Genomic DNA, 22,667 nt, shown 5'->3' on the forward strand with positions numbered 1-22,667 from the left:
TTACCCTTTGAACGCCCGGGAAATGCCGTTGGCGATGGCGATTTCCATGCGGCTCCAATACTGGTCGTCCAGCCACTTGGCCGTGCCCATGTTGTCCGTGGTCGGCTCTTCACCCGGTAGCCAGCGGTCGACCAGGGCCATCAGCTGGCCCAGGGCGTTTTCGTTTAAGCGCTCGGCGCGGGCGAGCGCTTTTTTACGTTGATCTCAATGTCCGGCGTGTATTCCTCCAATAGGGCGCCGGCCAGTTGCAGGGTAATCACCGGATTGGCCAGCAGCGGGCGCAGGCTGGCCAACTGTTCCTGCTTGACGGTTTGGGTCAGCAGATTGTTGGCCGGCGCGACCTTGTTGGTCGGCGTCAGGTGGTTGAAGTACTTGCTCACGTCCACCGGTTCCAGGGCGAAGGTGAATTCGTTGTCGCCGACTTCCAGGGTAATTTCGCGTCGTTCGCTCATTGCTCAGTTCCGTTTGTTTGAAGTGCTTAAAAGTGCGGTCAGACGCCGCTCCAGATTCTCTTCCAGCTTGCTCAGCGCCTTATCCAGGTGCTCATTGCGCACGTACTCTTCGGCGATCTTGATGCGGAACTCCAGGTGTTCACGGCGGGCGAAACTGATTTGCCGGAACAGGTACACCTGGAAACCCAACACGCCGGTCACCAGCAAGTCAGTGAGCAGCAGCATCACGCTGACGCTGGCGGGTGAAAGGTCCATCGACGTCTCCAGTCATCAGGGCCGCTCATGCGAGCAGCTCGCTGTCTTAGCCAAACGTGCAATTGGTCAGGCTGTAATTGAGTGCCAGGTCATAGACGCCATTGGCGAGCTGGACCAGCAAAACCAAAATGCAGTTGAGCAAGGTGCTACGAACCAACCACTTATCGACCTTGCTCATCCGAGCAGGCCTTCGATCTCGCTTGGGTCGAGATACGGCACACCGTTGATGCGAATAAAGTCCGGTGACGTGACGTCGAACGGCACTTTGTGCACGCTCTTTTCGCCACCCTTGGGGTCGATGTCGAGCAGGTTGGACACCTTCAGTTTCATGCCGAAGGCCTCCACTCGCAGCTCCTCGCTGGGGGTCTTGGCAAAGAACACGCTGTCGAAGGGTTCAAGGGCTCGAAAGCTGCCTGCCTGACGGGCCGCGTCGATCAGCAAAGAGAAGTTGCCGCTGTCCAGCTCCATCTCGCCGCTGGCCGACACGTCGCCGTCCACATGGCCGTCCGGAACGCCGCCGGTTTGGGCGACGGCGGTGTTGTCGGTGATGTCCAGGCTAATTTTTTCGACGTGGATTTGCAGATCGCCAATGTTCACGTCGAAGTTTTTGCCGCCAATGCGCGCACCCATGGGTTACTCCTCCTCGCCGTTGGACAGGTCCAGGGCGATGTATGCCGTCAGGTCTTTCGGGCAGTTGTAAGGGGTGACCGTGAAGTAGATTTCCACGGAGGTTTTGCTCTTCCAGAAGATGGTCACGTCGCCGTCTTTGGGCGACTCGATGTCGCCGGGCTGTACCTGGCCATTGACCGTGACGGAACGCGCCATCTCACGCAGTGGGGTCATGAATGCCTGCGTGGCGGTGGCCATGCTGTTGGGCGTGTTGTTCAACCGGCGATCCGCCACCCGCTGAATCAGCAGCACCTGGATACGGCGCGAGGCCTTGTCGACGATGCGCAGGTACTCGATCACCTGAAAGTCGGAGCCCGGCGCGTCCAGCGTGTTTCCGTCGGCCCAGAACACACCCGGGTAATCCGGGTAGGTTTGCGATACAGAAAAACGGGCCTTGTCCAGCTCGGATCGCACGCTACCTGGCAACGGTTTGCCGGCGGCGTCGACGGGCACTGGCCCTAGGCCCTGCAATGGGCCGGACGCAACCCGCATCGGGCTGTCGGCAACGCTGACGAGGGCATTGGCCAGGCGACCGGCCAGGACGCCCTGGTCGTTGCCGTGCAACTGCGGCACGACCATGACCCGTTGAGCCGCCACACCGGCGGTGATAGCGCGCTGGGCTGTCAGGTAGGTCGACCAGTCTTCGGGGATACGTGGCGCCGGTGTTTCCCCTTCGGTGGTTTGAGCCGCTTTGGGGGACGTGCGTGTGCCTTTCGCAACGGTGTCCGGATCCTTCGACGCAGCGGCTGTTTTCAACGGTGGCGCCGGATCCGAAATGTCGATGCCCCGGGACGCCGCCATGAAGAACACGCGACGCCCGTATACGCTGGTGATTTCCGTCGCCTTGTCTTGCATCGCCGTCAGCTCGGCACCGGTGGTCACAGGCGTAGTAATGATCACGCCTTCGACCGAGATGCCAGCCTGCTGGGCCTGGTCCAGGGCCTCGGCCCAGTCACCACCCGTTTCAATTGGGGCGGCCATGCAGGCCCAACGGTCACCGCCATTCAGCTGAGCGGCGGCAATCTGGGTTTTCAAATCGGAGACATCGACGCCCAACTCGACATCGAGGTCGCTCTGGGTGTTGAGCGCGACCAGCTTGCCGATGTTGGCGGATGCCGGACCGATGAACAGAAAATAACGCTCGATCTCCGTCACCGGGCCTTGACCGAGGTTTAGGTTGTTGACGCTTACTTTGCCAAGAGCCATGGGAAGGGGCCTCTATCGCGGTGAATTAAGGATTTGTGGAATGAGGTAGGTCACCAGCTCGTTGACCTCTTGCTGGCTGGCAATGCCGAAGAATTCACGGCCTGGGACATTGATGTCCCACCTGGTGGGGCCAGTGTCGTCGCCCTTAAGCAGACGGATCAGCAGGCCGGCCTGGTCGTAACTCAGGTTCGCTTCGATCCACGCCACGCCGGGTCGCATAAAGCGGGGTTTACGGCGTTTTTTGTCAGGGTTTTGAACGGCGCGTTTGTAGCCCAATACCCGCAGGCGTTTGGCCTGAAAGCGGGTGGCCATGAGGGTGTTTTTGCCCTTCTGCCGGCTCAGTTGGTCAGCACCGCCACGCAAGGACATACCAGCGTTATGAACGCTCGCGATCATCGCGGTTTTGGCGTTGCCCCAACCCACTTCAGCGGCGTTACCGACCAGGCGTCTGACGCCCATTCGCTTGGCCAGGCCGGTGAGCATGCGTTTCTTCTGCCCCTGCTTGCGAAACTTGCGGGGCTGGAATGGACTGTCGTGCAGGTCGCTTTGCTTGCGCACGCGTTGCCGCCATTGGCTACGCAGACGCAGGCCAACGCGGTTCATCAAGCGCGCTTGTAATTTGGGCGGCAGGCTCAGCATGGCCAGCTGGGTCTGTACATCCAGCATGCCCTCGACGGTCAGGCTGATGGCTTGTTTACGTGCCATACAGCACCTCCCCGCGCTCGGCAATCCACAGGTCAAACGGCACGAAGGCCCAAGTGGTACCAAAGGCTTCAAACTCGCCATCCGGCGATTCGGACAGGTGCAACGGCTCGATAAATTCGACCGTGATTTCGACATCCGCCAGATCCGGGTCCATCTGCTCAATATCAAAGGTTGGAGCCGGCAGTTCATCCAGGTGGCGGTCGGGATCGTTGTTCACCAGCCAGGTGCCGAGCAAGGCCATCAGCCGCCCCGGGTGGTCAGCAAAACGCTCAAGCACAATCACAGCGCGGTAGCGCATGTCGCCCATGTGCAAGCCGAGTTCTTCTGGCTTCCAAACCAGCGACAAGTTGACCTGTTCCGCCCAGCTTTCGAGCTGCTCGGCGACCACCACGCGATGGTCGATCAGGTACTTGGTCAGGGCGCGCAGTTTTTCCATCAGAGCAGTTCCGCGGTGACACGCCCACGGCCTTGCAGAACGCGCACGGACTGCTGGCTGTAGGAGAGAAAAAGCTCATGTCGTTCCGGGGCTTCTTTGCCCAGGTTCTCGGCGCTCTCGCGGCGGTTGACGGTGGCGAACTGCTGGAGCAAAAAGGATTTGGCGCGGCAGTACGCGGCACGCCGGTAGCTGGCCAGGTAGAAGGTTTCCAACTCCATGCCGGAGCCTTCCAGGGACTTGTATCCCATGTCCTGCCATTCGGTTTTACGCTTGGCCAGGTCCAGGTTGACTTCACCCATGGCGAGCGTCAGCCCCTCGACCATCATCTTCGGCAGGTATTCCGCCGGCAGTCGGTAGGACGCCTGAAATTCGGCCAACTCAAGGTCCGGCCAGAATCCGTCGTTGGGTATTGTGCAGTCCACCAGGGTGGTCGGCTTGCCGCCAAAACTCATGTGCTGACCTCCTCGGTGGGCTGTTACGGAATAGACGCGGGGGTGACTGCGTTAGGCGGTTGGCACAGGGCCTTCACCTCGGCAGGCCCCCGCTTGGGGGGGTTAGTCGTTTATTCGGTACCGGATTTGTCGCCGTCGGCTTCCTGCTTGCGCAGGGCCTTGCTGGCTTCATCCATGCGCGTCTTAACACCGATTTCGGGGTAAAGCTCATGGGCCCGGTAAAAGTGCGCGCAGGCTTTGGCCCAGCGCTTGTCTTCCATGGCGAGGATGCCCAGCAGCTTGTGGTAGCGCGCCGGGATCTTCTCGAACAGCTCCCACGAAGCGGCCGGTGGCGGCAGCTCGCGTGGGTCACCATCACGGGGATCGCGGTGGCCTGGCCACTGACCGTCCACACGCGACAACAGCTGCGACAGGTACGGTTCCGGGTTGCGCTGGGCTTTGTGCTGCGCCTCGGCCCACTCGACCACCGTGTCCCCCACGAAGGTGGGGATATCACGGCGGAAGCGCTCCGGCATGGCCTGACCCTGTTCGATGGCAAAGTCCGCCAGTTCCAGGGCCTGCTCGAACTGCTCTGTGTCGAACAGCCAGACTAGGACCTGCATCAGCACCAGGTTCGGGTGGTTCAGACCGGATTCGCGGTAGCGCTGCACGTACACCAGGTACTTGGGCAACAGCTCGTCACGCTTCAAGCGCTGGCGAGCCTCCAGCGAGTTCAGCTCCGACAGTCGACCGCAATCCTCGGCCAGCGCGGAGTTCATCAGCGCCAGGTGTTTTTGGGCGTTGGCCGGTCCCGCCAAGGCCGTGGCCGAGGTGTAGGGTTTTGGGTCGGCTATCGGCCCCTGCTCAAGCAGGCGCTTTTTGTGATTGAGGGCGAGGCTCATAGCACAGGTGGCTCAGGCGTGACCGTGACGAACTCGACGTTGGCCGCTTCGATGCCGGCGAACTTGCCCAGTTGCTCGACCACATAGCCCTCATTGCGCGCGTTGTAGTCTTCAACCTGCGAGCGTTTCGGGTTCTGGACGATCTGGCGGCGCCAGCTACTGTCCTGGAAATAGATCGACAGGTTGTCCCAACTGGTGACCACCACACCTTTGCTCGGAAAGTGCGGGCAGGTGAACGACGGCAGACCGCCATAGGTGGCGATCACCTGGGCCATCTCGATACGCTCTTTTTCGGTGGGCTTGTCGCCTTGAGCGGCGTACAGCTTGCCCTTGTCGTAAGCCAACAGGTCACGACCGATAATGGCAACCAGGTCGCCACCGTCGCGGAACTCTTCATCGATCATCAGCGAGACATCGAAGACCAGAGCGTCTAGGTTGGCGTAGTCACCACCGACACCGATCTGGATTTTTCCAACGGTCGCACCTTCGACCAGGATCTGTTGCGGCGCTTGCTCGCGAACGATCTGCATCCAGCCTTTGTTCACGTCCTGCAACAATGGATTGGCGACGCGGTCGGTGTTCGGAGCCACGCTGGTGCCGTTCCAGCCGATCATAATACGGTCGAGGCCGATCTGCTTTTGCACGGCAGCGGCGTACTTCTGCGCAAAGTCGGGGAACTTGGACCAGGCGTCGATGGTGGCGTATTTGAGCGCCACGTCGCTTTGGGTATCGAACAGCTCGTACCCGATGCCGTCGAGGCCCAGCACGTCACGGGCGACCCGGTCACTGGTGGCCGTATTGATACGGCCGGTGACGGTGCCGTTGACGCCGATCATGACCTTCTCGCCCTTGATCTCAGTCACTGCCAGCACGTTGATGCGTTGCAGGAAAGCCGAACTCAGGGTGATTTTTTCATTCAGCGTCTGCGCATGGGTCGGCTCGACGTTGAATTCTTCATGGACCGAGGCGACGGCATAAGTCGATGCAATCGCCAAAGCCAGGGTGCTGAATTTCAAGCGGGCAGCATTACTCAGATTCATCAGTAAATGGCCTCTGGCTGGTCAGTCACGGCGCCGGCGGTCTGAGGCAGATCCTGCCGCTTGCCGTGATTGAGCGCGGTGTTGAATTTTTCGGCGAGCGAATCCAGCGAACCTTTCAGACTGTTGAACTGCTCGACGGTAATACCGGTGGGCTGATCGCCCGTCTTGTCGGGGGTGAGCGCGGGGTCAGGCTCGTTCGGCTTCTGTGCGGCAAAGGTGACGGCGCTCGTTTCCAGGCTGGTGGCCACTGTGCCGAGTTTGTCCACCGCAGCGGCAAAGGCCTGCACGGTTGTTTGATCCATCGGGGGGGTCTCTTCTGTGGGGTGTGCGGGGGCTTCGATGCCGCCTTTGCCCAGGATGGCGGCGAACGCACGGGCGAAGAACGACAAGGCCATGGCCTCATCGCTGTGGCCGGTGATCAGGTCTTCCAGGGGCTCCAGGTTGGCAAAGTGGTTGCCGGCCTCGGCGCGACGACAAAAGTGCAACGCCTCGGTACCGAGACTGGCTGGGTCATCGGTCACCGCCATGCCGCGCAGATAGGGTTTGCCGGTGTCGGCGAAATTCGGCTGAATTTCCACACTGGTGAACAGCTTCTGGCCGTCTTTGTTCAGGCTCAACAGGCGGTCGTTAGGTTGGAGCTTGGCGAACAGGGCCACTTTGCCGCCGCTGATGTCTTCGGCTTTCACCTCGGCGACAGTACCCAGGCTGCCAAAGTAGCGAATGTGTTCGTACCAGATGGTCGCGGTGTAAGTGGCCGGATCGTAAGCGCTGGCCATGTCGCGCAGATCCTGGGCTTCGATGGTTCGGCCATCAACGGTTTTGCCGCTGGTGGCGACACGTTTCCAGTCAGAAACAAGGGTGCGGGGCATGGGGCAAAGTCGCTCGAATCGGTGCAGTGGCCGCCACGATAGGCAGCTGCGCCGGCCCAAACAAACGGTTCCATTGCGCAAAAATCCTAGATTCAGGAAATAGGATTGAGCAGGAATTTAAGGGCGGGTTTGTGGGGTGGGAGCTGCATAAACTGCGGCTCATGCCCTACTTACCTGAAGTCAAAGACGCGGCCCGAAAGCTCTACTTGCGCCGCTACAAACCCCGCGAGATCCAGGCGCAACTCAAGCTGCCTAACATCCGGATTGTGTACTACTGGATTGCCAAAGGCAGTTGGGACGAACTGCTGACGGATGAGGAACCACTGACGGCGGTCAGTCGGCGCATCACCTTGATTCTGGAGAAGGTCGAGACGCTGGAAAAAAAAGAGCTGGACGAACTCGACCGGCTGCTCAGCGTGCGTGAGCGCTTGCAAAAGCAGGCGGTCAAACCGGCTCCCGGCGCATCTGCGGATCTGCCCGCCGGCGGCGATGGTGAGCGGCGAGCGCCTGGGGGTAAGTCCAACCGACGCGACCCTGACAACCAGAGCAAGAAGAAACCCAAAGCGCCAAAGAACGACATCAGCCACCTGACCGAGGTGGACTTTCTCGACAAATTCACCAGCAAGCTGTTCGGCTATCAAAAAGAGTTGTTCGAGGCCAAGCAGAACCCGCTGACACGGCGCATCCGCAACGTGCTGAAGGCGCGCCAGACCGGACTGACCTATTACTTTGCCGGCGAAGCGTTCATGGATGCGGTGCTGACCGGTGACAACCAGATGTTCCTGTCTGCCAGTCGCGCCCAGTCAGAGATTTTCCGCAACTACATCATCAAGTTTGCCCGCGAGTGGTTTGGCCTGGAGCTGACCGGTAATCCGATCATCCTCAGCAACGGTGCCGAGCTGCGTTTTCTCAGCACCAACAGCAGCACCGCCCAGGGTCACCATGGCCACGTCTACGTCGATGAATATTTCTGGATTCGTGACTTCGACAAACTCAACACGCTGTCGGGGGCCATGGCCACCCACAAGAAGTGGCGCAAAACCTACTTTTCCACGCCCAGCGCGGTCAGCCATCAGGCGTACCCGTTCTGGACCGGTGATGCCTTCAAACGCGGCAAACACAAGAAGGCCAGCCTGCCGTTCCCCAGCGAAGCCGAGTTACGCCAGGGCGCGCTGTGTCCGGATGGCCAGTGGCGCAAGATCATCACCATCCACGATGCCATTGCCGGCGGCTGCGATCTGTTCGACCTGGAACAGCTGCAACTGGAAAACTCCGACGATCAGTTTGACCAGCTCTACCTGTGCAAATTTATCGACAGCACCCAGAGTGCTTTCGCCCTGGCGGATCTGGAGCGTTGTTATTCGGATCGCCAGCTGTGGACCGATTACGACGCGGACCCGAAGGCGTTACGGCCCTTCGCCAACAGCCCGGTGTGGGTTGGCTACGACCCCAGCCGTACCCGCGACGATGCCACCTGCGTGGTGGTCGCTCCGCCCCTGGAGCAAGGCGGCAAGTTCCGCATCTTGGAGAAGTACTCCTGGCGCGGGCACTCGTTCACCTACCAGGCATCGCAGGTCAAGAAGATCACCGAGCGCTTCAACGTCCAACACATCGGCATCGACATCACCGGTGTGGGCTACGGCGTGTTCGACCTGGTGCGCGATTTCTTCCCACGCGTGACGCCGATCCATTACAGCCTGGAAACCAAAAACACCCTGGTCCTCAAAGCCCAGGACACCATTCAAGGGCGACGGATCGAATGGGACGCCGACTGGAACGACATCGCCTCGGCCTTCCTGACGATCAAGCGCGGTGCGACCAACAGTGGCCAGATCACCTACAGCGCCTCGCGCACCGACGCCACCGGTCATGCCGACATCGCCTGGGCGGTGATGCACGCACTGGCAAACGAACCTCTCAACGTCAATAAAAAGCGGCGCAGCCGCTGGTCAACCCTAGAAGGCAGCCATGAACGAACTCGAACAGCCCAATCCCCAGCCTCACAAAGTGCAGGCGTTCAGCTTCGGCGCGCCAGAGTCGGTGCTGACCAACAACGTCGGCGAATACTTGGGCGTGTTCTCGACCAGCGACGGGCGGGTGTACGTGCCGCCGGTGTCGCGCACCGGGTTGGCCAAGCTGCTACGGGCCAATGCCCACCACGGCACCATTCCGCGCTTCAAACGCAACATGCTGCTGCGTGACTTCATCCCCTCGGCTGGGTGCAGCCGGCAGACCATGGGGCGCGCAGGGTTGGATTTCATGGTGTTTGGCGATGCGTTTTTCCTGCGTATCCGCAACGTCATCGGCCAGGTGATTGAGTTGCAGCACTTACCGGCGATCAACATGCGGCGCAAAGTCGGAGGCGGATTCATGATGCTGTTGCCCAATGCCAAGGAATTGCACTTTGAAGAGGAGGAAGTGGAGCACGTCATGGATTACGACGTGGAGCAGAATATTTATGGTGTGCCGGACTACCTGGGCGGCATGCATGCTTTGCTCTTGAACGAATCGGCTACCTTGTTCCGTCGTCGCTATTACAACAACGGTGCCCATGCAGGATTTATCTTTTATACCAATGACCCTGACTTGTCCGAAGAGGACGAGGCAAACTTGAAGTCCCAGATTCAAAGCGCCAAGGGTGTAGGTAACTTTCGTTCGATGTTCGTCAACATCCCCGGCGGCGCGGAAAAAGCCATTCAGATTATTCCGATTGGGGATGTGGCCACTAAAGACGAGTTCGAGCGGATCAAGAACATCACGCGCAATGACGTGATTGCTGCTTGGCGAATGCACCCGGCCTTGGCGGGTGTAATACCGGAGAACGCGGGAGGATTTGGGGATATAGAAAAGATCGACAAGGTTTACACCAACAACGAAATTCGGCCGATTTGCCAGCTCTTTCTTCAGGTCAATGAGTGTTTGAGGGCCGACCGTCATATTGCCTGGGCTGAACCCGCGCCTGTGACCTAATTTTCCCACAGTTAGTATCGGAAGAGTCACACAACCACCAGATGTTGTGTGGCAAAATAGCCCTCTGTGAATACGGTGGGTGGGGCTATGCGAATTTACTGTAAGGAATGTCGCGGGAAAGGTCGGATTGCTTCGCGTGAAGAGTTGTCACTGGAATTTGCCAGGCTCTATTGCCAGTGCCTGTCTGCCAGTTGTGGCCACACCTGGGTGGCCACGCTGACGTTCTCCCACACGTTGAGCCCTTCAGCGCAAGTCGCAGACCGTCTTATCTTCGACCGGTTACGTGCGATGCCCAGGGCTGAGCAGCGAGACTTGTTCGATCAGTTGGGAGCACTTGCGAGTTGATCTATTACACCGGCCAGCTCTTGGGAGCATTCGCAAAGCCTTTCTCCAGACCATTGAAGAATTGACAACACACCATCCATTTCTTTCGTTTGCAATGGACCTGCGGTAACGGCTACACCGATGCAGCTTAGTACCCTGTCAATGTCTTCTACCATGTCTCTCGCGGTAATTAGACTTTTTGTTTTTGCATCCATTTACGTCATTCCACTTGGTTGGATTGTCCAACGATGCGAGCGTTTTATAGCGCCAAAGTACTGACGTCAAGTTAAGCGACTTATCGTTTCTGATGTGAGATATTTTTACTCTTTATATGAAATTTCGTGCGGCACAATTTGTGCGAGCTTTAAAGAGCCAATACTTATTGAGGCGGTGCAAGTCACACTTTTTGATCTGAGCTTGCCGCAATGGAATGTGATTATATTTTTTGTAACGCAGCAGAAACATCAAAGGCGCCGAAGCGCCTTTGAGGATATCGCACTAATAGGATAGTGCGACAACCCTTAGATACTCAGCTGTTTATTTATGTCCACGACCCCGTAGCGACGATGTCCATTAAGATTCTCATAGGCTGCCACCAGGAAACCCCGAGGCAATGGAATCTGGACCCAACCCGATCCGGTGTTGTGGTGAAGCAACTGGGTGGCTTCGACCAGAAAAAAGTCAGCGGGCAATTCCAATTGCTCACGACCGGAACGGCCTTGCTCATCGCTGATGGCAACAATTCGACCGTCGATCAACATGGTGCATTCTCCACGACGGCCTTATAGCCTTTCCAATTGTCGCTAGCCTTGTACCGTTTGAGGGTGGTTTGTTCAGACATGGTGCTCTCCCATTGAGGTGTTCCGTGTGAAGGGCTTGGCAAGTAAGTCAGCGATCACCCCTGCGTCGTGTTCACTCAGGTCGCCCATGCTTTTGGCCAGACAGGCCATGCTTTCCAAGCGTTGACGAGCGTGCGGGGTTTTGTGCACTAGGTAGCCGATCAGGGCCGCGCCGATCACGGCGGTGGCCAGTAGAGGCCGAGGCGGCTTGAAGGCCTTCCCCGGGTGGTCTGGCTCGGTGGTATCCTTCAGGCCGCTGCTGCTTGGGTGCTGTGCTTGCATGGTGTTGCTCCTCTTGCGGTGGTTGGTGTCGGGGAGGTGCGAACTCCTCGACACCGTCTCTCTCACGCTTGCCGCAATCGGCTCGCAGTGAATACTGGGCGCTGCTCACAGCGCACCTCAAACAGCCCCAAGTCATGACCATCGACGTCCTGCATGTGCACGATGGTGATGAACGTCGGGGCGTCTTTTGGGTGATCCCTCCAATGTGCAGCGGCCGCGAGTTCGGCCAGATCCTCAGCTGTGCGCTGATCCACATAATCGGACGGCAGCGGTAATTGGCCGGGCAAAGTGTTCGCTCGGTAGCGAATAATCATTGCGACTTCCCCCGTCAGGCCTTGCGCACCAGGTGCACCACAAAATCAGACGGAATCCCCGCGTGAATGCCCCGTGCTTTCAGCTGCATGACGGCCTGGATCTGAAACTGGGTGCAGTCGTCGGCCAGAAACTGCTTGTCACCGGCCATGGCCAGGCTAGCGATCTGGTTGATGAAAAACGGTGTAGTGCAGTCTTTGCCCACCATGATTGGCGCCTTGATCCCTTGGCTTTTCAATTTGGCTTGGATGCCGCGCAGGCGGGTAGTTTTGCCAGTGCATTGGTCGCCGGTGATGACTTCTACTTGCATGGTGTCGCTCCTTTTTTGCTGGTTGCATCAAGCTCCGCGCCTGAAATAAAGCCGCGTGTGCCCGGGTGTACCCCGGAACATCCGGAACGGCTAAAAGGTTGAAGGCCGGTAGCCCACGGTTTACGGGGCTTTCAGGTCGATAGGTACTTGGAAGCGCGAGCCGGAACATGGCAGAACGGGATTTTCTAAAGGTTCGCTGTAGGCCTTTATTTACAAGGGCTGGTGAGGTGTTCCAGCAAATGCCGTTGGTGGAACACTTGCAGAACAGAGAACGGAAAGATGTTCCGGCGCGATCCAGCCTATTCCGGTCAAGGGTGATGGCGGGTTGTTGTTTATCTATCTGTTTTATATAGATATTTTTCTTAAAGATATTAATGTTCCAGATGTTCCACCCATTCAGCGGCAACACACGCATTACCTCAAAAACACCCGATTGCCCCTGTACACGCTGTTTTATCCCCAAGACGTTCATCAGGATTTACTCCCCTTCCGGAACAACCAGCAGTTGAGCGAGCGCTTCTCGATGACCGAGCGGACTTTGCGAGTCTCGACAAACGTGTGTGAGGTGCTGAGGGGCAGTGCGCGATGCAGCTGCGTCGCGTGAATGACTTCCTGGCCAGCGAGACGGCAGGCGTTATGGAAGTGCTCAATATTGATGGCGATCAGGTCTTTGTCAGCGCTGTGGTTGAGAGTTTCCTGAGTGACTTCGCGATTGCCCGCGTCATCGCTGATCGAAACCACTCTTTCGTTGAGGTAGTGATAGATCTGCCAGAAGCGCCCGGCTGTTGGGTTTTCGGTGCTGACACGCTGCTGCCGATCTATGGCGCGGCGCTCAATGTGCTTGATGACTTGCTCCAGGTTGTCGTCGCTCCAGTCCGGAAACAGTGCTTGGGTAGCTTTTGCGGCTGCCATCATCTGCGCATGACAAAGCACGATCCGTTGGTGCTGAAGAACAGGGTTTGCTTGAAGACGTTGCTCGTATTCCGGAAACGCATCGAAGTAGCGCTGGAGCCAGGCTGACTCCTGCCCGATGCAGTGCCCCAGGTAACCGGCCAATTGCTCCACGGGTAGGCCATTCAAACGAATGGCCAGCACCTTCAAGGCAGGGGTGTGGTGCGCCCTGGTCGCATGGAAATGACTGATGCGGGTCAAGATCGCCTCGGAGCCTTCAACGCTGGCGTTCTGAGCCATGCACAGTGCTGCCAGGAAAATCAGGCTGTCGGTGTCGTTGCTCGAGGACTTCACGCCCACCGTTCGCAGTGTGGCGTTGTGGTCAAACAGCGCTTTCCACTTTTCCCAGTTGTATTGACTGACTACCGTGCGGCCCTGGGCGTCGACGGTCTGGCTGTCAGATTCAATAAGCACCACAGGAAGATTGCTTACCTGAGACAGTGCACGGGTCAGGCCAATCGCGCTTGCACCTTCGCTGTTGGGCTTGATGCCTTCGAAGTTGGAGCGACCGAGTAAACGCCACAGAAAACGCAGCAAGCTGGACTTGCCGGCGCCGGCGTCACCGGTCAGCTCTAGAAACGGCCAGGACTCTTGTTTGCTGCGGATCTGCTGCACGAACAGCGTGGCTGTCCACCACGACAACGCTGCGAGTCCATTCAGGTGATGCACTGCAAAGAAGTCGGAAAACCAGCTTGGATCGAAGCCAGAACCGCGGACGATCGTCAGGCTATTGAGCGAGGTTTTCAGTCCTGTTTTCCCGACTTCAAGGTAGCCGTGGTCGTTGGCCAGGTACTCACGTCCCTTGTGGTAACCGAACTTCTGGAAGCAGTAAGTCTTGCTCGATGCGTCATAGCCGACAAAAGGCAGTGATCGGACGGTCAGGGCGTTGTCCAGCCATTTGCTGCGCAGCATGGCCAGCACTTTTTCCCCACCTTCAAAGTTGCCGCCAGGTGTGCGCTCCAGCAGCGATTTGGCGAAGCTTCGCGGATCGCCGATTGAGTTCGGCGCCAAGGGCTCCTTGCAGTTTTGCGCCGCGTTGGGGAAGTTGAATTGGAAGAAGAACTGCTGGTCCCCGCTGATCGCATCACGTTGGATATATTCAAAGCGCGGCACGCAGTTGGCCACTTGCTTGATGTCGCAGTATTTGTAGAAAAGCTGCTCGCGAGCGACCGCTGCTTCGTCTTCCTGTGTTTTGTTCAGCTCATCGGAATTCACCTTGGCGGAATACAGGCGTTCGCCGAAGTCCAGCAGGAAGAAATTGAGCGGCTTCTTTTTGTGTAACAGGTAGGCCTTTTTCGCAGGGCTCTCGGCGATGAAGATTCGCCCCTGGTAGTTGGCCTCCTGCATGAATTCATCATTGAGTTGCCCGTCGCGGTACACGTCGTCCCAATCGCGGTCGATACCAGCAAGGGCCACCCATGCCAGTTCATCGCGGGCAAGCAATTGGCTGCGGTACTTCGGAATCACTGAGTGGCCGGCCTTATCGTCGTCCAAGGCGATGATCCAGCGTACTTTCAGACCCTTGTGCGCCTCTACGATGTCCCAGGGAAAGTTGTTGGCTGAGATGGACGCGATTGCCTTGTAGCCGGCGAGGAACAATGCGATTGCATGGAAAATGCCCTCTACAACGTAGACTGTGTCCCCTTGCTCGATGGCCATACCAGGCGGAACCCAAGCGCCACCCTTGTAGGACATTTTGTATTTGATGCCGGCTTTGTCCCCGCCATTGGCCGTGACCATCGTCGCGTCAATGATTCGTTCCCAGTAGCCGTCGCAGAGCGGGAAACGGACAGTGTCCGCCCACTGGTCATCCTTCATTTTGCGTCGGCTTTGCTCGTACCAGCCTTTCATCTTGCTGATATCGAAACCGCGATTACGTTGCAGGTAAGCGTCGGCCGTGGCATTCGGGTTTATATCGGTACGCGGAAAACGCTCGCTGAGGTTTTCAAAAAGGTAGCTGTAACGCTCCCGGGTCTTTTCCTCGTACTGACACTGGATTAGGCGGTTGCACTTGAGTTGGAAGGGTTGTTTGCGAGCGATATATAGCGTGCGCTCGCTACAACCTGGGCAGATACCCTTTTGGAGGTATGTGCTGCCAATGTCTTTGAAGTCCAGGTCGTGGTCATGCTCCAGAGCCTCGACCACCTCCAGACGGTAAATATCGTCGAATTGCATGCGCCGGCCCCTTATCTATCACCGGCTTTGTTCTTGGACCCCAACACGCGCTCGGCCTGTTCAGCAGCCTCGATTGCCATCTGAACCATGTTCACAAAAACGGTGCCCTTCTCTCCCGACTGCTTTTCCCGAACCAAAATAATTCCCTGGTCTATTTTGTGACGGACAGAGCGCTCTGAGATGCCAACTCGACGGGCATACTCGGCTGGAGTCACGTAGGGCGTGTCGATAACGATCTTCATTTGGTAAGCTCCTTGGTAACGATTTCTGAAATGGTCCCATTTGGGACCTAAAATATAGGTCCCAAATGGGACCTTCGTCAAGGGGCTATTAATGGAACTTCCTGCTAAGTTGAGAGCATTACGGCTTGAGGAAGGACTAACCCAATCGGAGTTCAGTGATCTGCTCGGATTGAGTTACAGCACCTACAAAAAGCATGAACTCGCTTTGAGAGCGGAGATGAGTTCAGCGGTGCTACTCAAAATCACGAACCATCCTCGCTTCAAAAAATATGCTTTGTGGTTGGTGACTGGAGAGACCTGTGGGGAGTGCGGGCAGATCAGCCCGGTCTAAGGCATGTCGATCAAAAAAATTGATTCCGGCGAATGGCTCGTGGACTGTCGACCGGATGGACGCGCGGGCGCGCGCGTTCGGAAAAAATTCCGAACCAAAAACGAAGCGATGGTTTACGAGCGCCGCTTGATGGGGGACGGTGCCAAAGGCGAGTTTGAAAAGAAGCCAAAACAAGACGAACGCCGGCTTTCAGACCTCGTTTCTCTATGGTTCAAACTCCACGGCTGTCACCTCAAGAGAGGTGAGAAATGCCTAGCCTTCCTTGAGCGCATGGTCAAAAACTTGGGCGATCCTCGGGCTTCCGACTTCACCGCGAGTAGCTTCACCCAGTACCGATCAGATCGACTTGCCGGTAAATGGGGCCGCGCAAAGGTAGACGAATCTGGCAAACGGAACGGAGCCACTGCGCCGATCACAGCGAACACGGCAAATCATGAACTGAGCTACCTACGTGCCGTGTTCAACGAACTAGAACGCTTGGGGGAGTGGCTAGGTGAAAACCCATTGTCCAAGGTCCGGGCCTTGAAGTTCGATCAAAGCGAGATGGCCTATCTATCCAGCGAACAAATTTCGCAGCTGCTGTCGCGACTGGACGAAGAAGAATCAGACGTCAGTGCCATCGCACGCGTCTGCCTTTCTACTGGCGCACGATGGGCAGAAGCGGCGAATCTGGAGCTAGGGCAAGTGAGGGACGGTCGTATTCACTTCACTCGAACGAAGTCAGCCAAGAACCGCACAGTTCCGATCGCGCCGGGGCTAGAGAAATCGCTTACAGAATCTATGCCGTTCAAGTCGTCATACAGGCAAACCTGGTACACCTTTGCCGACGTCGTAAACGAATTAGACCTTGGCTTACCGAAGGGCCAGGTCACGCATGTCCTGCGTCATACCTTTGCCAGTCACTACATGATGAACGGCGGGGACATCCTCACATTGCAGCGGGTGCTTGGACATTCGACACTGGAAATGACTATCCGCTATGCCCACTTCAGCCCCGGCCACCTTGCGGAGGTGGTCAATTTGAACCCCCTCGCCGGTAACCGTGGACACTTTGTGGACACTACGCAAATAAAAGCGGAACAACCTCAACACGATCAAATCAATAAGGCCCTTTAAATTAAAGGGTTTCATCTAACAAAAAATTAAAGGAGCACAACATGAGTGACTTGATTTCCTACCATCTCGAAGACGGTATCGCGACCCTGACCCTGAGCAATGGCAAGGTCAATGCCATCTCGCCCGACGTGATTGCCGCGTTTAACGCTGCGCTGGATCAGGCAGTGACTGATCGTGCGGTGGTGATCATTACCGGTACGCCGGGGATTCTGTCCGGTGGTTATGACTTGAAGGTGATGACGTCCGGTCCGAAAGAAGCCGTGGCATTGGTCACTGCCGGTTCGACGCTGGCCCGTCGCCTGCTGTCGCACCCGTTCCCGGTGATCGTGGCGTGCCCTGGGCATGCCGTGGCCAAGGGTGCGTTCCTGCTGTTGTCGGCGGATTACCGCATTGGGGTTGATGGCCCGTTCAGCATTGGTCTGAACGAAGTGCAGATCGGCATGACCATGCACCACGCCGGTATCGAGATTGCCCGTGATCGCCTGAGCAAGGCTGCGCTGCATCGCTCGGTGATCAATGGCGAGATGTTCACTCCGAAGAGCGCCGTAGACGCAGGTTTCCTCGACGTGGTGGTCTCGGCCGAAGAGCTGGAGGGCGCCGCGCTGGCAGCCGCTCGTCAATTGAAGAAGATCAACATGACCGCGCACAAGAACACCAAGTTGAAAGTACGCAAGGCGCTGCTGGAGACGCTGGATAACGCAATCATCCTCGATCAGCAACACTTGGGTTAAGCCCAGACTCGCAGCGTTGAAAAGCCCGACCGTCGTGTCGGGCTTTTTCTTACCCATGATGTTGAAAAGTCTGTAACCGCTCTAGAACGCGTCTGACCCACAAGTCGGAAACATGCGCACAAACATCGCCTATCTCCCTCCTCTATAGCGGCAATTGCCGAAAACAGTGCACATCCGTACACTGCGCCACCTTTTGTCCCGGTGGGGCCTGTAAATGCTGTTTGTGTTTCGTATGTTCTTGATGGGCCTGCACTTTATTCTGGCCGGTGTGCTTGGGGTGATTCTGGGCCTGTGTCGCCCGTTCAACCCGGACAACAGCCGTTTGTGCGCACGTCTCTATGCGTGGCCGGCGATGTGTATTTTGCGTTTACGGGTGAAGGCCGATGTCGGGCCGTTGATGAACAAGCCTGACAGCTGCGTGATCATCGCCAATCACCAATCCAACTACGACCTGTTTGTATTCGGCAACGTGGTGCCCCGCCGTACCGTGTGCATCGGCAAAAAGAGCCTGAAGTGGGTGCCGCTGTTCGGGCAGTTGTTCTGGCTGGCCGGCAACGTGTTGATCGATCGCGGCAATGCGCACAAGGCGCGCCAGTCGATGTTGACCACCACGCACACCTTGCAGCATGAAGACACGTCGATCTGGGTCTTTCCGGAAGGCACGCGCAACCTGGGCGAAGAGTTGCTGCCGTTCAAGAAAGGCGCGTTCCAAATGGCGATTGCTGCCGGCGTACCAATCGTGCCCGTGTGCGTCAGCAGTTACGTCAAACACATGCGATTGAACCGCTGGCGCAGTGGGAAAATTCTGATTCGCTCGCTGCCGGCGATTCCGACAGCAGGATTGAGTCTGGACGACATGCCCCTGCTGATGGCCCAGTGCCGCGAACAGATGCGCGAGTGCATCGCTTCGATGGATCGGCAACTGCAAGCCGCTTAAAAAAGAAACCCGCCTGGTGCGGGTTTTCTTTTGCCTTCGAACTTTCACCTTCGAACTCTGCAGAGTTCGCTCACTCTGAAGCATCAGACAAGGCTAAGCTGAAGATTGCCTGCCACTGCCACCTGCTAATAAGAAGTGAACCTGAATCATGGGTAGAGTTGTTGCTGCTGCGGTTTACAGCGCCGGTAAGAAAGTCACCAACATCACCCTCGACGAGGGCGCAGCCTGGGCCGCAAAACCCGGCCACTTTGTCTGGATCGGCCTCGAAGAGCCGGACGCCCAGGAGCTGGCCAACCTGCAACGCCAGTTCAACCTGCACGAACTGGCCATCGAAGATGCCCTGGAAAAACACAGCCGGCCGAAACTCGAAACCTTTGGCGACGCATTGTTTATCGTCACGTATTCGCCCATTCGTAATGAAGGCAAACTGCAGTTCATCGAGACGCATATCTTTGCCGGTAACGGCTACATCATCACTGCACGCAATGGTCATTCGGCGTCCTATGCCTATGTCCGGCAACGCTGTGAGGCGCGCCCATTGTTGCTTGAACACGGGGAGGACTTCGTTCTCTATGCCCTCCTCGACTTTGTGATCGAAAACTACCAGCCCGTGGGCGAAGCGATCCACGCCGAGATCGATGAGCTGGAGCGCAACGTGTTGTGCAGTGCGTTGAATGAACATGACATCCAGAAACTGCACGGCCTGCGCCGGGACGTATTGCGCCTGCGTCGTTATGCGGCGCCGATGGTGGAGATTGGTGAGGAATTGCAGAAACTGAGCTTCCCGTTCATCGACAAGAACATGCGCCCGTACTTCCGGGATGTGCAGATTCACGTGACGCGGCAGATGGAAGACCTGACGACCCTGGCCGACATTGCCAGCCAGACGATTGAGGTGGGGGTGTTGCTGGAGGCTTCACGCCAGAGCGTGGTGCAGCGCAAATTTGCCGCGTGGGCGGCGATTTTGGCGTTTCCGACGGCGGTGGCCGGGATTTACGGGATGAACTTTCAAAACATGCCGGAGCTGGCGTGGCACTACGGGTACTTCGGGGTGTTGGGGTTTATTGCGGTGGGATGCACAAGTTTGTGGGCGAGTTTCAAGAAGTCGGGGTGGTTGTAGCCACTACCCAGGTGTCAGTGACAATCGCGAGCAAGCTCGCTCCCACAAGGGTATCTCCATTGTGGGTGCGAGCTTGAATCAGGTTTTAAACCGTTTCTGGCTTGTGCGCCACAAACCGCATCATCCACTCCGCTACCGTAGCGCCATGATGCTCATGCTCAAGGCTCTTCACGCCTTTGGAGTAGATCTGCTCGCCCAGCGCTTCCTGACGAATGTCCAGCAGCGCTCGCGAATAGTCGTGAATGAATTCCGGATGACCCTGGAAGCACAGCACTTGATCATTGATGTGATAAGCCGCGAACGGGCAGAAATCGCTGGAGGCGATGACCGTGGCGTTTTCCGGTAGCGACGTCACCTGGTCCTGGTGGCTGATCAACAAGGTCAACTCTTCCCTGACCGGGCTCATCCACGGCGCCTTGGCCGCGAGTTTGTAACTGTGGGTGCCGACACCCCAGCCTTGGGTGGCACGTTCGCTTTTGCCGCCCAGCAACAACGCCAGCAACTGATGGCCGAAACACACGCCCAAGAGTTTGTCGCCGCGTTCGTAGCGGGTCAGCAGGTATTTCCTGAGGGTTTCGATCCACGGGTCGGTGCCGAAGGAATCGGCCTTGCTGCCGGTGACCAGATAAGCGTCGAAGGTCAGGTCATCGCTTGGGTATTCGCCCTGCATCACGTTGTAGACCGTGAACTCGGCCGCGATAGGTTGCTGCGAAAACAGGTGCTTGAACATCTGCCCGTAGCCCTGATATTGGTCGACCAATTCTGGACGCAGGATGTCGGTTTCCAGAATGCAGATGCGTAACGACATAAAAAATACCTGACACGTGATGGGAATAATGCACACCCCAGAGCCTGCCTCGAAACACCGTTCCAAGGCAAGCCCCGCGAAGCGTCACCGGTCCCTTAAAACGTCTCCCCTTTGGCGGCTTTTTCCAGCAACAACGCTGGCGGATTGAAGCGTTCGCCATACTGCGCGGCCAGGTATTGGGCGCGGGCGACGAAGTCTTGCACGCCGTACTGATTGATGAATTGCAGTGCACCGCCGGTCCAGGCCGCGAAACCGATGCCGAAGATCGAACCGACGTTGGCGTCCGCCGTCGACGTCAGCACACCCTCCTCCACACAGCGCACGGTTTCGATGGCTTGCACGAACAGCAGGCGATCACGCACATCCTTGGGCGAAATCTGCCCGTCAGGCTTTTCGAAACGGCTTTTCAGCTCTGGCCACAGATGCTTCTGGCCAGCGGCCGGGTATTCGTAAAAACCGCCTCCTGCCGCTTTACCGGGGCGTTTGTATTCGTTGAGCAGCAAGTCGATCACCGCAAAGGCCGGATGCTCTGTCAGCGGTTTCCCTTCGGCTTGCAGGTCTTTGGCCGTTTGCTGACGGATATGGCTCATGAGACTGAGGGAAACTTCATCAGAAATCGCCAGCGGCCCGATGGGCATGCCGGCCTTGCGTGCTTCGGTCTCGATCATCGGCGCGCTGACGCCTTCGCCGAGCATGGCGATGCCTTCGTTGGTGAAGGTGCCAAACACCCGCGAGGTAAAGAAGCCGCGACTGTCGTTGACCACGATCGGGGTTTTCTTGATTTGCAGGACGAAATCGAAGCCTCGAGCCAGGGTTTCGTCGCTGGTATTGGCGCCTTTGATGATTTCCACCAGCGGCATTTTTTCCACGGGACTGAAGAAGTGCAGGCCGATGAATTTGCTCTGGTCCGGCACCGCGGTGGCCAGGCCGCTGATCGGCAACGTCGAGGTGTTGGAAGCGATCACCGCATCCGGCCCGACGACTGTTTGCGCAGCCGATGAGACCCTGGCTTTGAGCTCGCGATCTTCGAACACCGCTTCGATGATCAGGTCGCAACCCGCCAGATCGGCATCGTTTTCCGTGGTACGGATCCGCGCCAGAATCGCCTCACGCTGCTCGGCAATCATCTGGCCGCGCGCGACTTTCTTGTCCAGCAACGCTGCCGAATGGGCCTTGCCCTTCTCCGCCGCCGCCAGCGTGATGTCCTTGAGCACCACCTCGATGCCTGCCGATGCGCTGACAAACGCGATGCCCGCGCCCATCATCCCGGCGCCGAGTACCCCGACTTTTTGCGTCACACAAGGCGCAAAACCTTGCGGCCGCGAACCGCCGGCATTGATCTCGTTGAGTTGGAACCAGAAAGTGCCAATCAGGTTTTTCGAGACCTGGCCCGTGGTCAGCTCAGTGAAGTAGCGGGTTTCGATCAGGTGCGCAGTGTCGAAATCCACCTGGGCGCCCTCAACCGCCGCGCAGAGGATTTTCTCCGGCGCAGGCATGCAGCCTTGGGTCTTGCTGCGCAGGATCGATGGCGCGATGGCGAGCATCTGCGCGACTTTCGGGCTGGACGGGGTGCCGCCGGGGATCTGATAACCCTTCACGTCCCAACGTTGTACCGCCGTCGGATTGGCCAGAATCCAGGCCCGCGCCTTGCTCAGCAGTTCATCAGGATCCTTCGCCAACTCGTCAATCAACCCGGCCTGCAACGCCTGTTGTGGCCGGACTTTTTTGCCTTCGAGCAGATACGGCAAGGCTTTCTCGATGCCCAGCATCCGCACCATGCGCACCACCCCGCCGCCGCCCGGCAGCAAGCCGAGGGTGACTTCCGGCAGGCCGAGTTGCACGGATGGATTGTCCAGCGCCACGCGATGATGACACGCCAGGCAGATTTCCCAACCACCGCCCAATGCGGCGCCGTTGATCGCGGCCACCACCGGTTTGCCGAGGGTTTCCAGGGTGCGCAATTGACCTTTTAGGGTCAGCACCATGTCGTAGAACGCTTTGGCCTCTGGCTTGCCGACCTTGATCAGTTCATTGAGGTCGCCGCCAGCGAAGAACGTCTTCTTCGCCGAGGTGATGATCACCCCGGCGATGCTGTCTTTTTCAGCGACCAGACGGGCGACGCAGGCGGCCATGGCTTCGCGGTAGACCGCGTTCATGGTGTTGGCACTCTGGCCCGGCATGTCGATGGTCAGGACAACGATCCGGTCCTGACCTTTTTCGTAACGAATGGCTTCAGTCATGAACATGTTTCCTT

29 protein-coding genes are annotated in these 22,667 nt (G+C 57.6%); 8 read left to right on the forward strand and 21 right to left on the reverse strand.

The window, feature by feature from the left end; genetic code table 11:
- The 12 genes from SB725_RS17450 to SB725_RS17505 form a co-directional block, all read right to left on the reverse strand.
- The gene (locus SB725_RS17450; protein WP_410922435.1) at positions 1–144 is read right to left on the reverse strand and encodes a DUF6890 family protein; all 144 of its coding nucleotides are present in this window, start codon (positions 142–144) and stop codon (positions 1–3) included.
- Between the two features lie 20 nt (positions 145–164).
- Entirely contained in the window at positions 165–452 is a 288-nt protein-coding gene (locus SB725_RS17455) for a putative phage tail assembly chaperone (protein ID WP_410922389.1), read from the reverse strand.
- A 3-nt stretch (positions 453–455) separates the two neighbouring features.
- A complete protein-coding gene (locus SB725_RS17460) occupies positions 456–707 on the reverse strand; it encodes a hypothetical protein (protein ID WP_008048496.1) in 252 nt (83 codons plus the stop codon).
- A 46-nt stretch (positions 708–753) separates the two neighbouring features.
- Positions 754–885, reverse strand: a complete 132-nt coding sequence (locus SB725_RS17465) for a hypothetical protein (protein WP_410922391.1) — start codon at positions 883–885, stop codon at positions 754–756.
- The gene (locus tag SB725_RS17470) at positions 882–1,337 is read right to left on the reverse strand and encodes a phage protein (RefSeq protein WP_410922393.1); all 456 of its coding nucleotides are present in this window, start codon (positions 1,335–1,337) and stop codon (positions 882–884) included. Before SB725_RS17470 ends, SB725_RS17465 begins: the two co-directional genes overlap by 4 nt.
- Positions 1,338–1,340: 3 nt before the next feature.
- A complete protein-coding gene (locus SB725_RS17475) occupies positions 1,341–2,582 on the reverse strand; it encodes a DUF2586 domain-containing protein (RefSeq protein ID WP_410922395.1) in 1,242 nt (413 codons plus the stop codon).
- A 12-nt stretch (positions 2,583–2,594) separates the two neighbouring features.
- The gene (locus SB725_RS17480; RefSeq protein WP_410922397.1) at positions 2,595–3,287 is read right to left on the reverse strand and encodes a phage virion morphogenesis protein; all 693 of its coding nucleotides are present in this window, start codon (positions 3,285–3,287) and stop codon (positions 2,595–2,597) included.
- On the reverse strand, positions 3,277–3,723 hold the full coding sequence (locus SB725_RS17485; protein ID WP_410922398.1) for a phage tail protein: 447 nt from the start codon (positions 3,721–3,723) through the stop codon (positions 3,277–3,279). Before SB725_RS17485 ends, SB725_RS17480 begins: the two co-directional genes overlap by 11 nt.
- Positions 3,723–4,175, reverse strand: coding sequence for a head completion/stabilization protein (locus SB725_RS17490; protein ID WP_410922399.1), 453 nt, complete (start codon positions 4,173–4,175; stop codon positions 3,723–3,725). The genes SB725_RS17485 and SB725_RS17490 overlap by 1 nt, the downstream gene beginning before the upstream one ends.
- Before the next feature lie 110 nt (positions 4,176–4,285).
- On the reverse strand, positions 4,286–5,056 hold the full coding sequence (gene gpM, locus SB725_RS17495) for a phage terminase small subunit (protein ID WP_410922400.1): 771 nt from the start codon (positions 5,054–5,056) through the stop codon (positions 4,286–4,288).
- Positions 5,053–6,096 carry a phage major capsid protein, P2 family gene (locus SB725_RS17500; protein WP_410922401.1) on the reverse strand — a complete coding sequence of 348 codons (1,044 nt, stop codon included), beginning with the start codon at positions 6,094–6,096 and terminating at the stop codon, positions 5,053–5,055. The genes gpM and SB725_RS17500 overlap by 4 nt, the downstream gene beginning before the upstream one ends.
- On the reverse strand, positions 6,096–6,965 hold the full coding sequence (locus tag SB725_RS17505) for a GPO family capsid scaffolding protein (protein WP_410922402.1): 870 nt from the start codon (positions 6,963–6,965) through the stop codon (positions 6,096–6,098). Before SB725_RS17505 ends, SB725_RS17500 begins: the two co-directional genes overlap by 1 nt.
- Before the next feature lie 161 nt (positions 6,966–7,126).
- Between SB725_RS17505 and SB725_RS17510 the strand changes: the two genes are divergently transcribed.
- The 3 genes from SB725_RS17510 (at position 7,127) to SB725_RS17520 (ending at position 10,280) form a co-directional block, all read left to right on the forward strand.
- Positions 7,127–9,166: a terminase large subunit domain-containing protein gene (locus tag SB725_RS17510; RefSeq protein ID WP_410922403.1), complete on the forward strand. Its 2,040-nt coding sequence runs from the start codon at positions 7,127–7,129 to the stop codon at positions 9,164–9,166.
- Entirely contained in the window at positions 9,093–9,935 is an 843-nt protein-coding gene (locus SB725_RS17515) for a phage portal protein (protein WP_410922404.1), read from the forward strand. The genes SB725_RS17510 and SB725_RS17515 overlap by 74 nt, the downstream gene beginning before the upstream one ends.
- Before the next feature lie 87 nt (positions 9,936–10,022).
- Positions 10,023–10,280, forward strand: coding sequence for an ogr/Delta-like zinc finger family protein (locus SB725_RS17520; protein ID WP_410922405.1), 258 nt, complete (start codon positions 10,023–10,025; stop codon positions 10,278–10,280).
- On the opposite strand, the gene SB725_RS17525 is transcribed toward SB725_RS17520, so the two are convergent.
- The 7 genes from SB725_RS17525 to SB725_RS17555 all read right to left on the reverse strand — a co-directional run bounded on the left by SB725_RS17525 (position 10,256) and on the right by SB725_RS17555 (position 15,370).
- A complete protein-coding gene (locus tag SB725_RS17525; RefSeq protein ID WP_410922437.1) occupies positions 10,256–10,474 on the reverse strand; it encodes a hypothetical protein in 219 nt (72 codons plus the stop codon). The two genes, SB725_RS17520 and SB725_RS17525, sit on opposite strands and share 25 nt — an antisense overlap.
- 306 nt (positions 10,475–10,780) lie before the next feature.
- Entirely contained in the window at positions 10,781–11,020 is a 240-nt protein-coding gene (locus tag SB725_RS17530) for a hypothetical protein (protein ID WP_410922406.1), read from the reverse strand.
- A 72-nt stretch (positions 11,021–11,092) separates the two neighbouring features.
- The gene (locus tag SB725_RS17535; protein ID WP_410922407.1) at positions 11,093–11,380 is read right to left on the reverse strand and encodes a hypothetical protein; all 288 of its coding nucleotides are present in this window, start codon (positions 11,378–11,380) and stop codon (positions 11,093–11,095) included.
- A 62-nt stretch (positions 11,381–11,442) separates the two neighbouring features.
- The gene (locus SB725_RS17540; RefSeq protein ID WP_410922408.1) at positions 11,443–11,694 is read right to left on the reverse strand and encodes a hypothetical protein; all 252 of its coding nucleotides are present in this window, start codon (positions 11,692–11,694) and stop codon (positions 11,443–11,445) included.
- Positions 11,695–11,708: 14 nt separating this feature from the next.
- Positions 11,709–12,002 (reverse strand): hypothetical protein, encoded by a 294-nt coding sequence (locus SB725_RS17545; RefSeq protein WP_410922409.1) that lies wholly within the window; start codon positions 12,000–12,002, stop codon positions 11,709–11,711.
- Positions 12,003–12,473: 471 nt separating this feature from the next.
- The gene (locus SB725_RS17550) at positions 12,474–15,128 is read right to left on the reverse strand and encodes a toprim domain-containing protein (RefSeq protein WP_410922410.1); all 2,655 of its coding nucleotides are present in this window, start codon (positions 15,126–15,128) and stop codon (positions 12,474–12,476) included.
- 11 nt (positions 15,129–15,139) lie between these two features.
- Positions 15,140–15,370 (reverse strand): hypothetical protein, encoded by a 231-nt coding sequence (locus tag SB725_RS17555; protein ID WP_410922411.1) that lies wholly within the window; start codon positions 15,368–15,370, stop codon positions 15,140–15,142.
- A gap of 91 nt (positions 15,371–15,461) precedes the next feature.
- On the opposite strand from SB725_RS17555, the gene SB725_RS17560 reads away from it, so the two are divergent.
- From SB725_RS17560 to SB725_RS17580, 5 genes are all read left to right on the forward strand, one after another.
- The gene (locus SB725_RS17560; protein ID WP_410922412.1) at positions 15,462–15,701 is read left to right on the forward strand and encodes a helix-turn-helix domain-containing protein; all 240 of its coding nucleotides are present in this window, start codon (positions 15,462–15,464) and stop codon (positions 15,699–15,701) included.
- 3 nt (positions 15,702–15,704) lie between these two features.
- On the forward strand, positions 15,705–16,817 hold the full coding sequence (locus SB725_RS17565; protein ID WP_410922413.1) for a tyrosine-type recombinase/integrase: 1,113 nt from the start codon (positions 15,705–15,707) through the stop codon (positions 16,815–16,817).
- Between the two features lie 41 nt (positions 16,818–16,858).
- Complete coding sequence (locus SB725_RS17570; protein ID WP_410922414.1) at positions 16,859–17,548, forward strand: crotonase/enoyl-CoA hydratase family protein; 690 nt, start codon at positions 16,859–16,861, stop codon at positions 17,546–17,548.
- A 214-nt stretch (positions 17,549–17,762) separates the two neighbouring features.
- Positions 17,763–18,485: a 1-acylglycerol-3-phosphate O-acyltransferase gene (locus tag SB725_RS17575; RefSeq protein WP_027922522.1), complete on the forward strand. Its 723-nt coding sequence runs from the start codon at positions 17,763–17,765 to the stop codon at positions 18,483–18,485.
- 148 nt (positions 18,486–18,633) lie between these two features.
- Positions 18,634–19,605 carry a magnesium and cobalt transport protein CorA gene (locus tag SB725_RS17580; protein WP_027922521.1) on the forward strand — a complete coding sequence of 324 codons (972 nt, stop codon included), beginning with the start codon at positions 18,634–18,636 and terminating at the stop codon, positions 19,603–19,605.
- A gap of 85 nt (positions 19,606–19,690) precedes the next feature.
- Here SB725_RS17580 and SB725_RS17585 read toward each other — a convergent pair whose 3' ends face one another.
- Together SB725_RS17585 and SB725_RS17590 are read right to left on the reverse strand one after the other, a co-directional pair.
- Positions 19,691–20,413 (reverse strand): amidotransferase, encoded by a 723-nt coding sequence (locus SB725_RS17585; protein ID WP_027922520.1) that lies wholly within the window; start codon positions 20,411–20,413, stop codon positions 19,691–19,693.
- Positions 20,414–20,508: 95 nt separating this feature from the next.
- The gene (locus SB725_RS17590; RefSeq protein ID WP_027922519.1) at positions 20,509–22,653 is read right to left on the reverse strand and encodes a 3-hydroxyacyl-CoA dehydrogenase NAD-binding domain-containing protein; all 2,145 of its coding nucleotides are present in this window, start codon (positions 22,651–22,653) and stop codon (positions 20,509–20,511) included.
- Positions 22,654–22,667 lie beyond the last annotated feature (14 nt).

It is taken from the genome of Pseudomonas sp. SIMBA_041, assembly GCF_046535095.1.
Lineage (GTDB): Bacteria > Pseudomonadota > Gammaproteobacteria > Pseudomonadales > Pseudomonadaceae > Aquipseudomonas > Aquipseudomonas mucoides.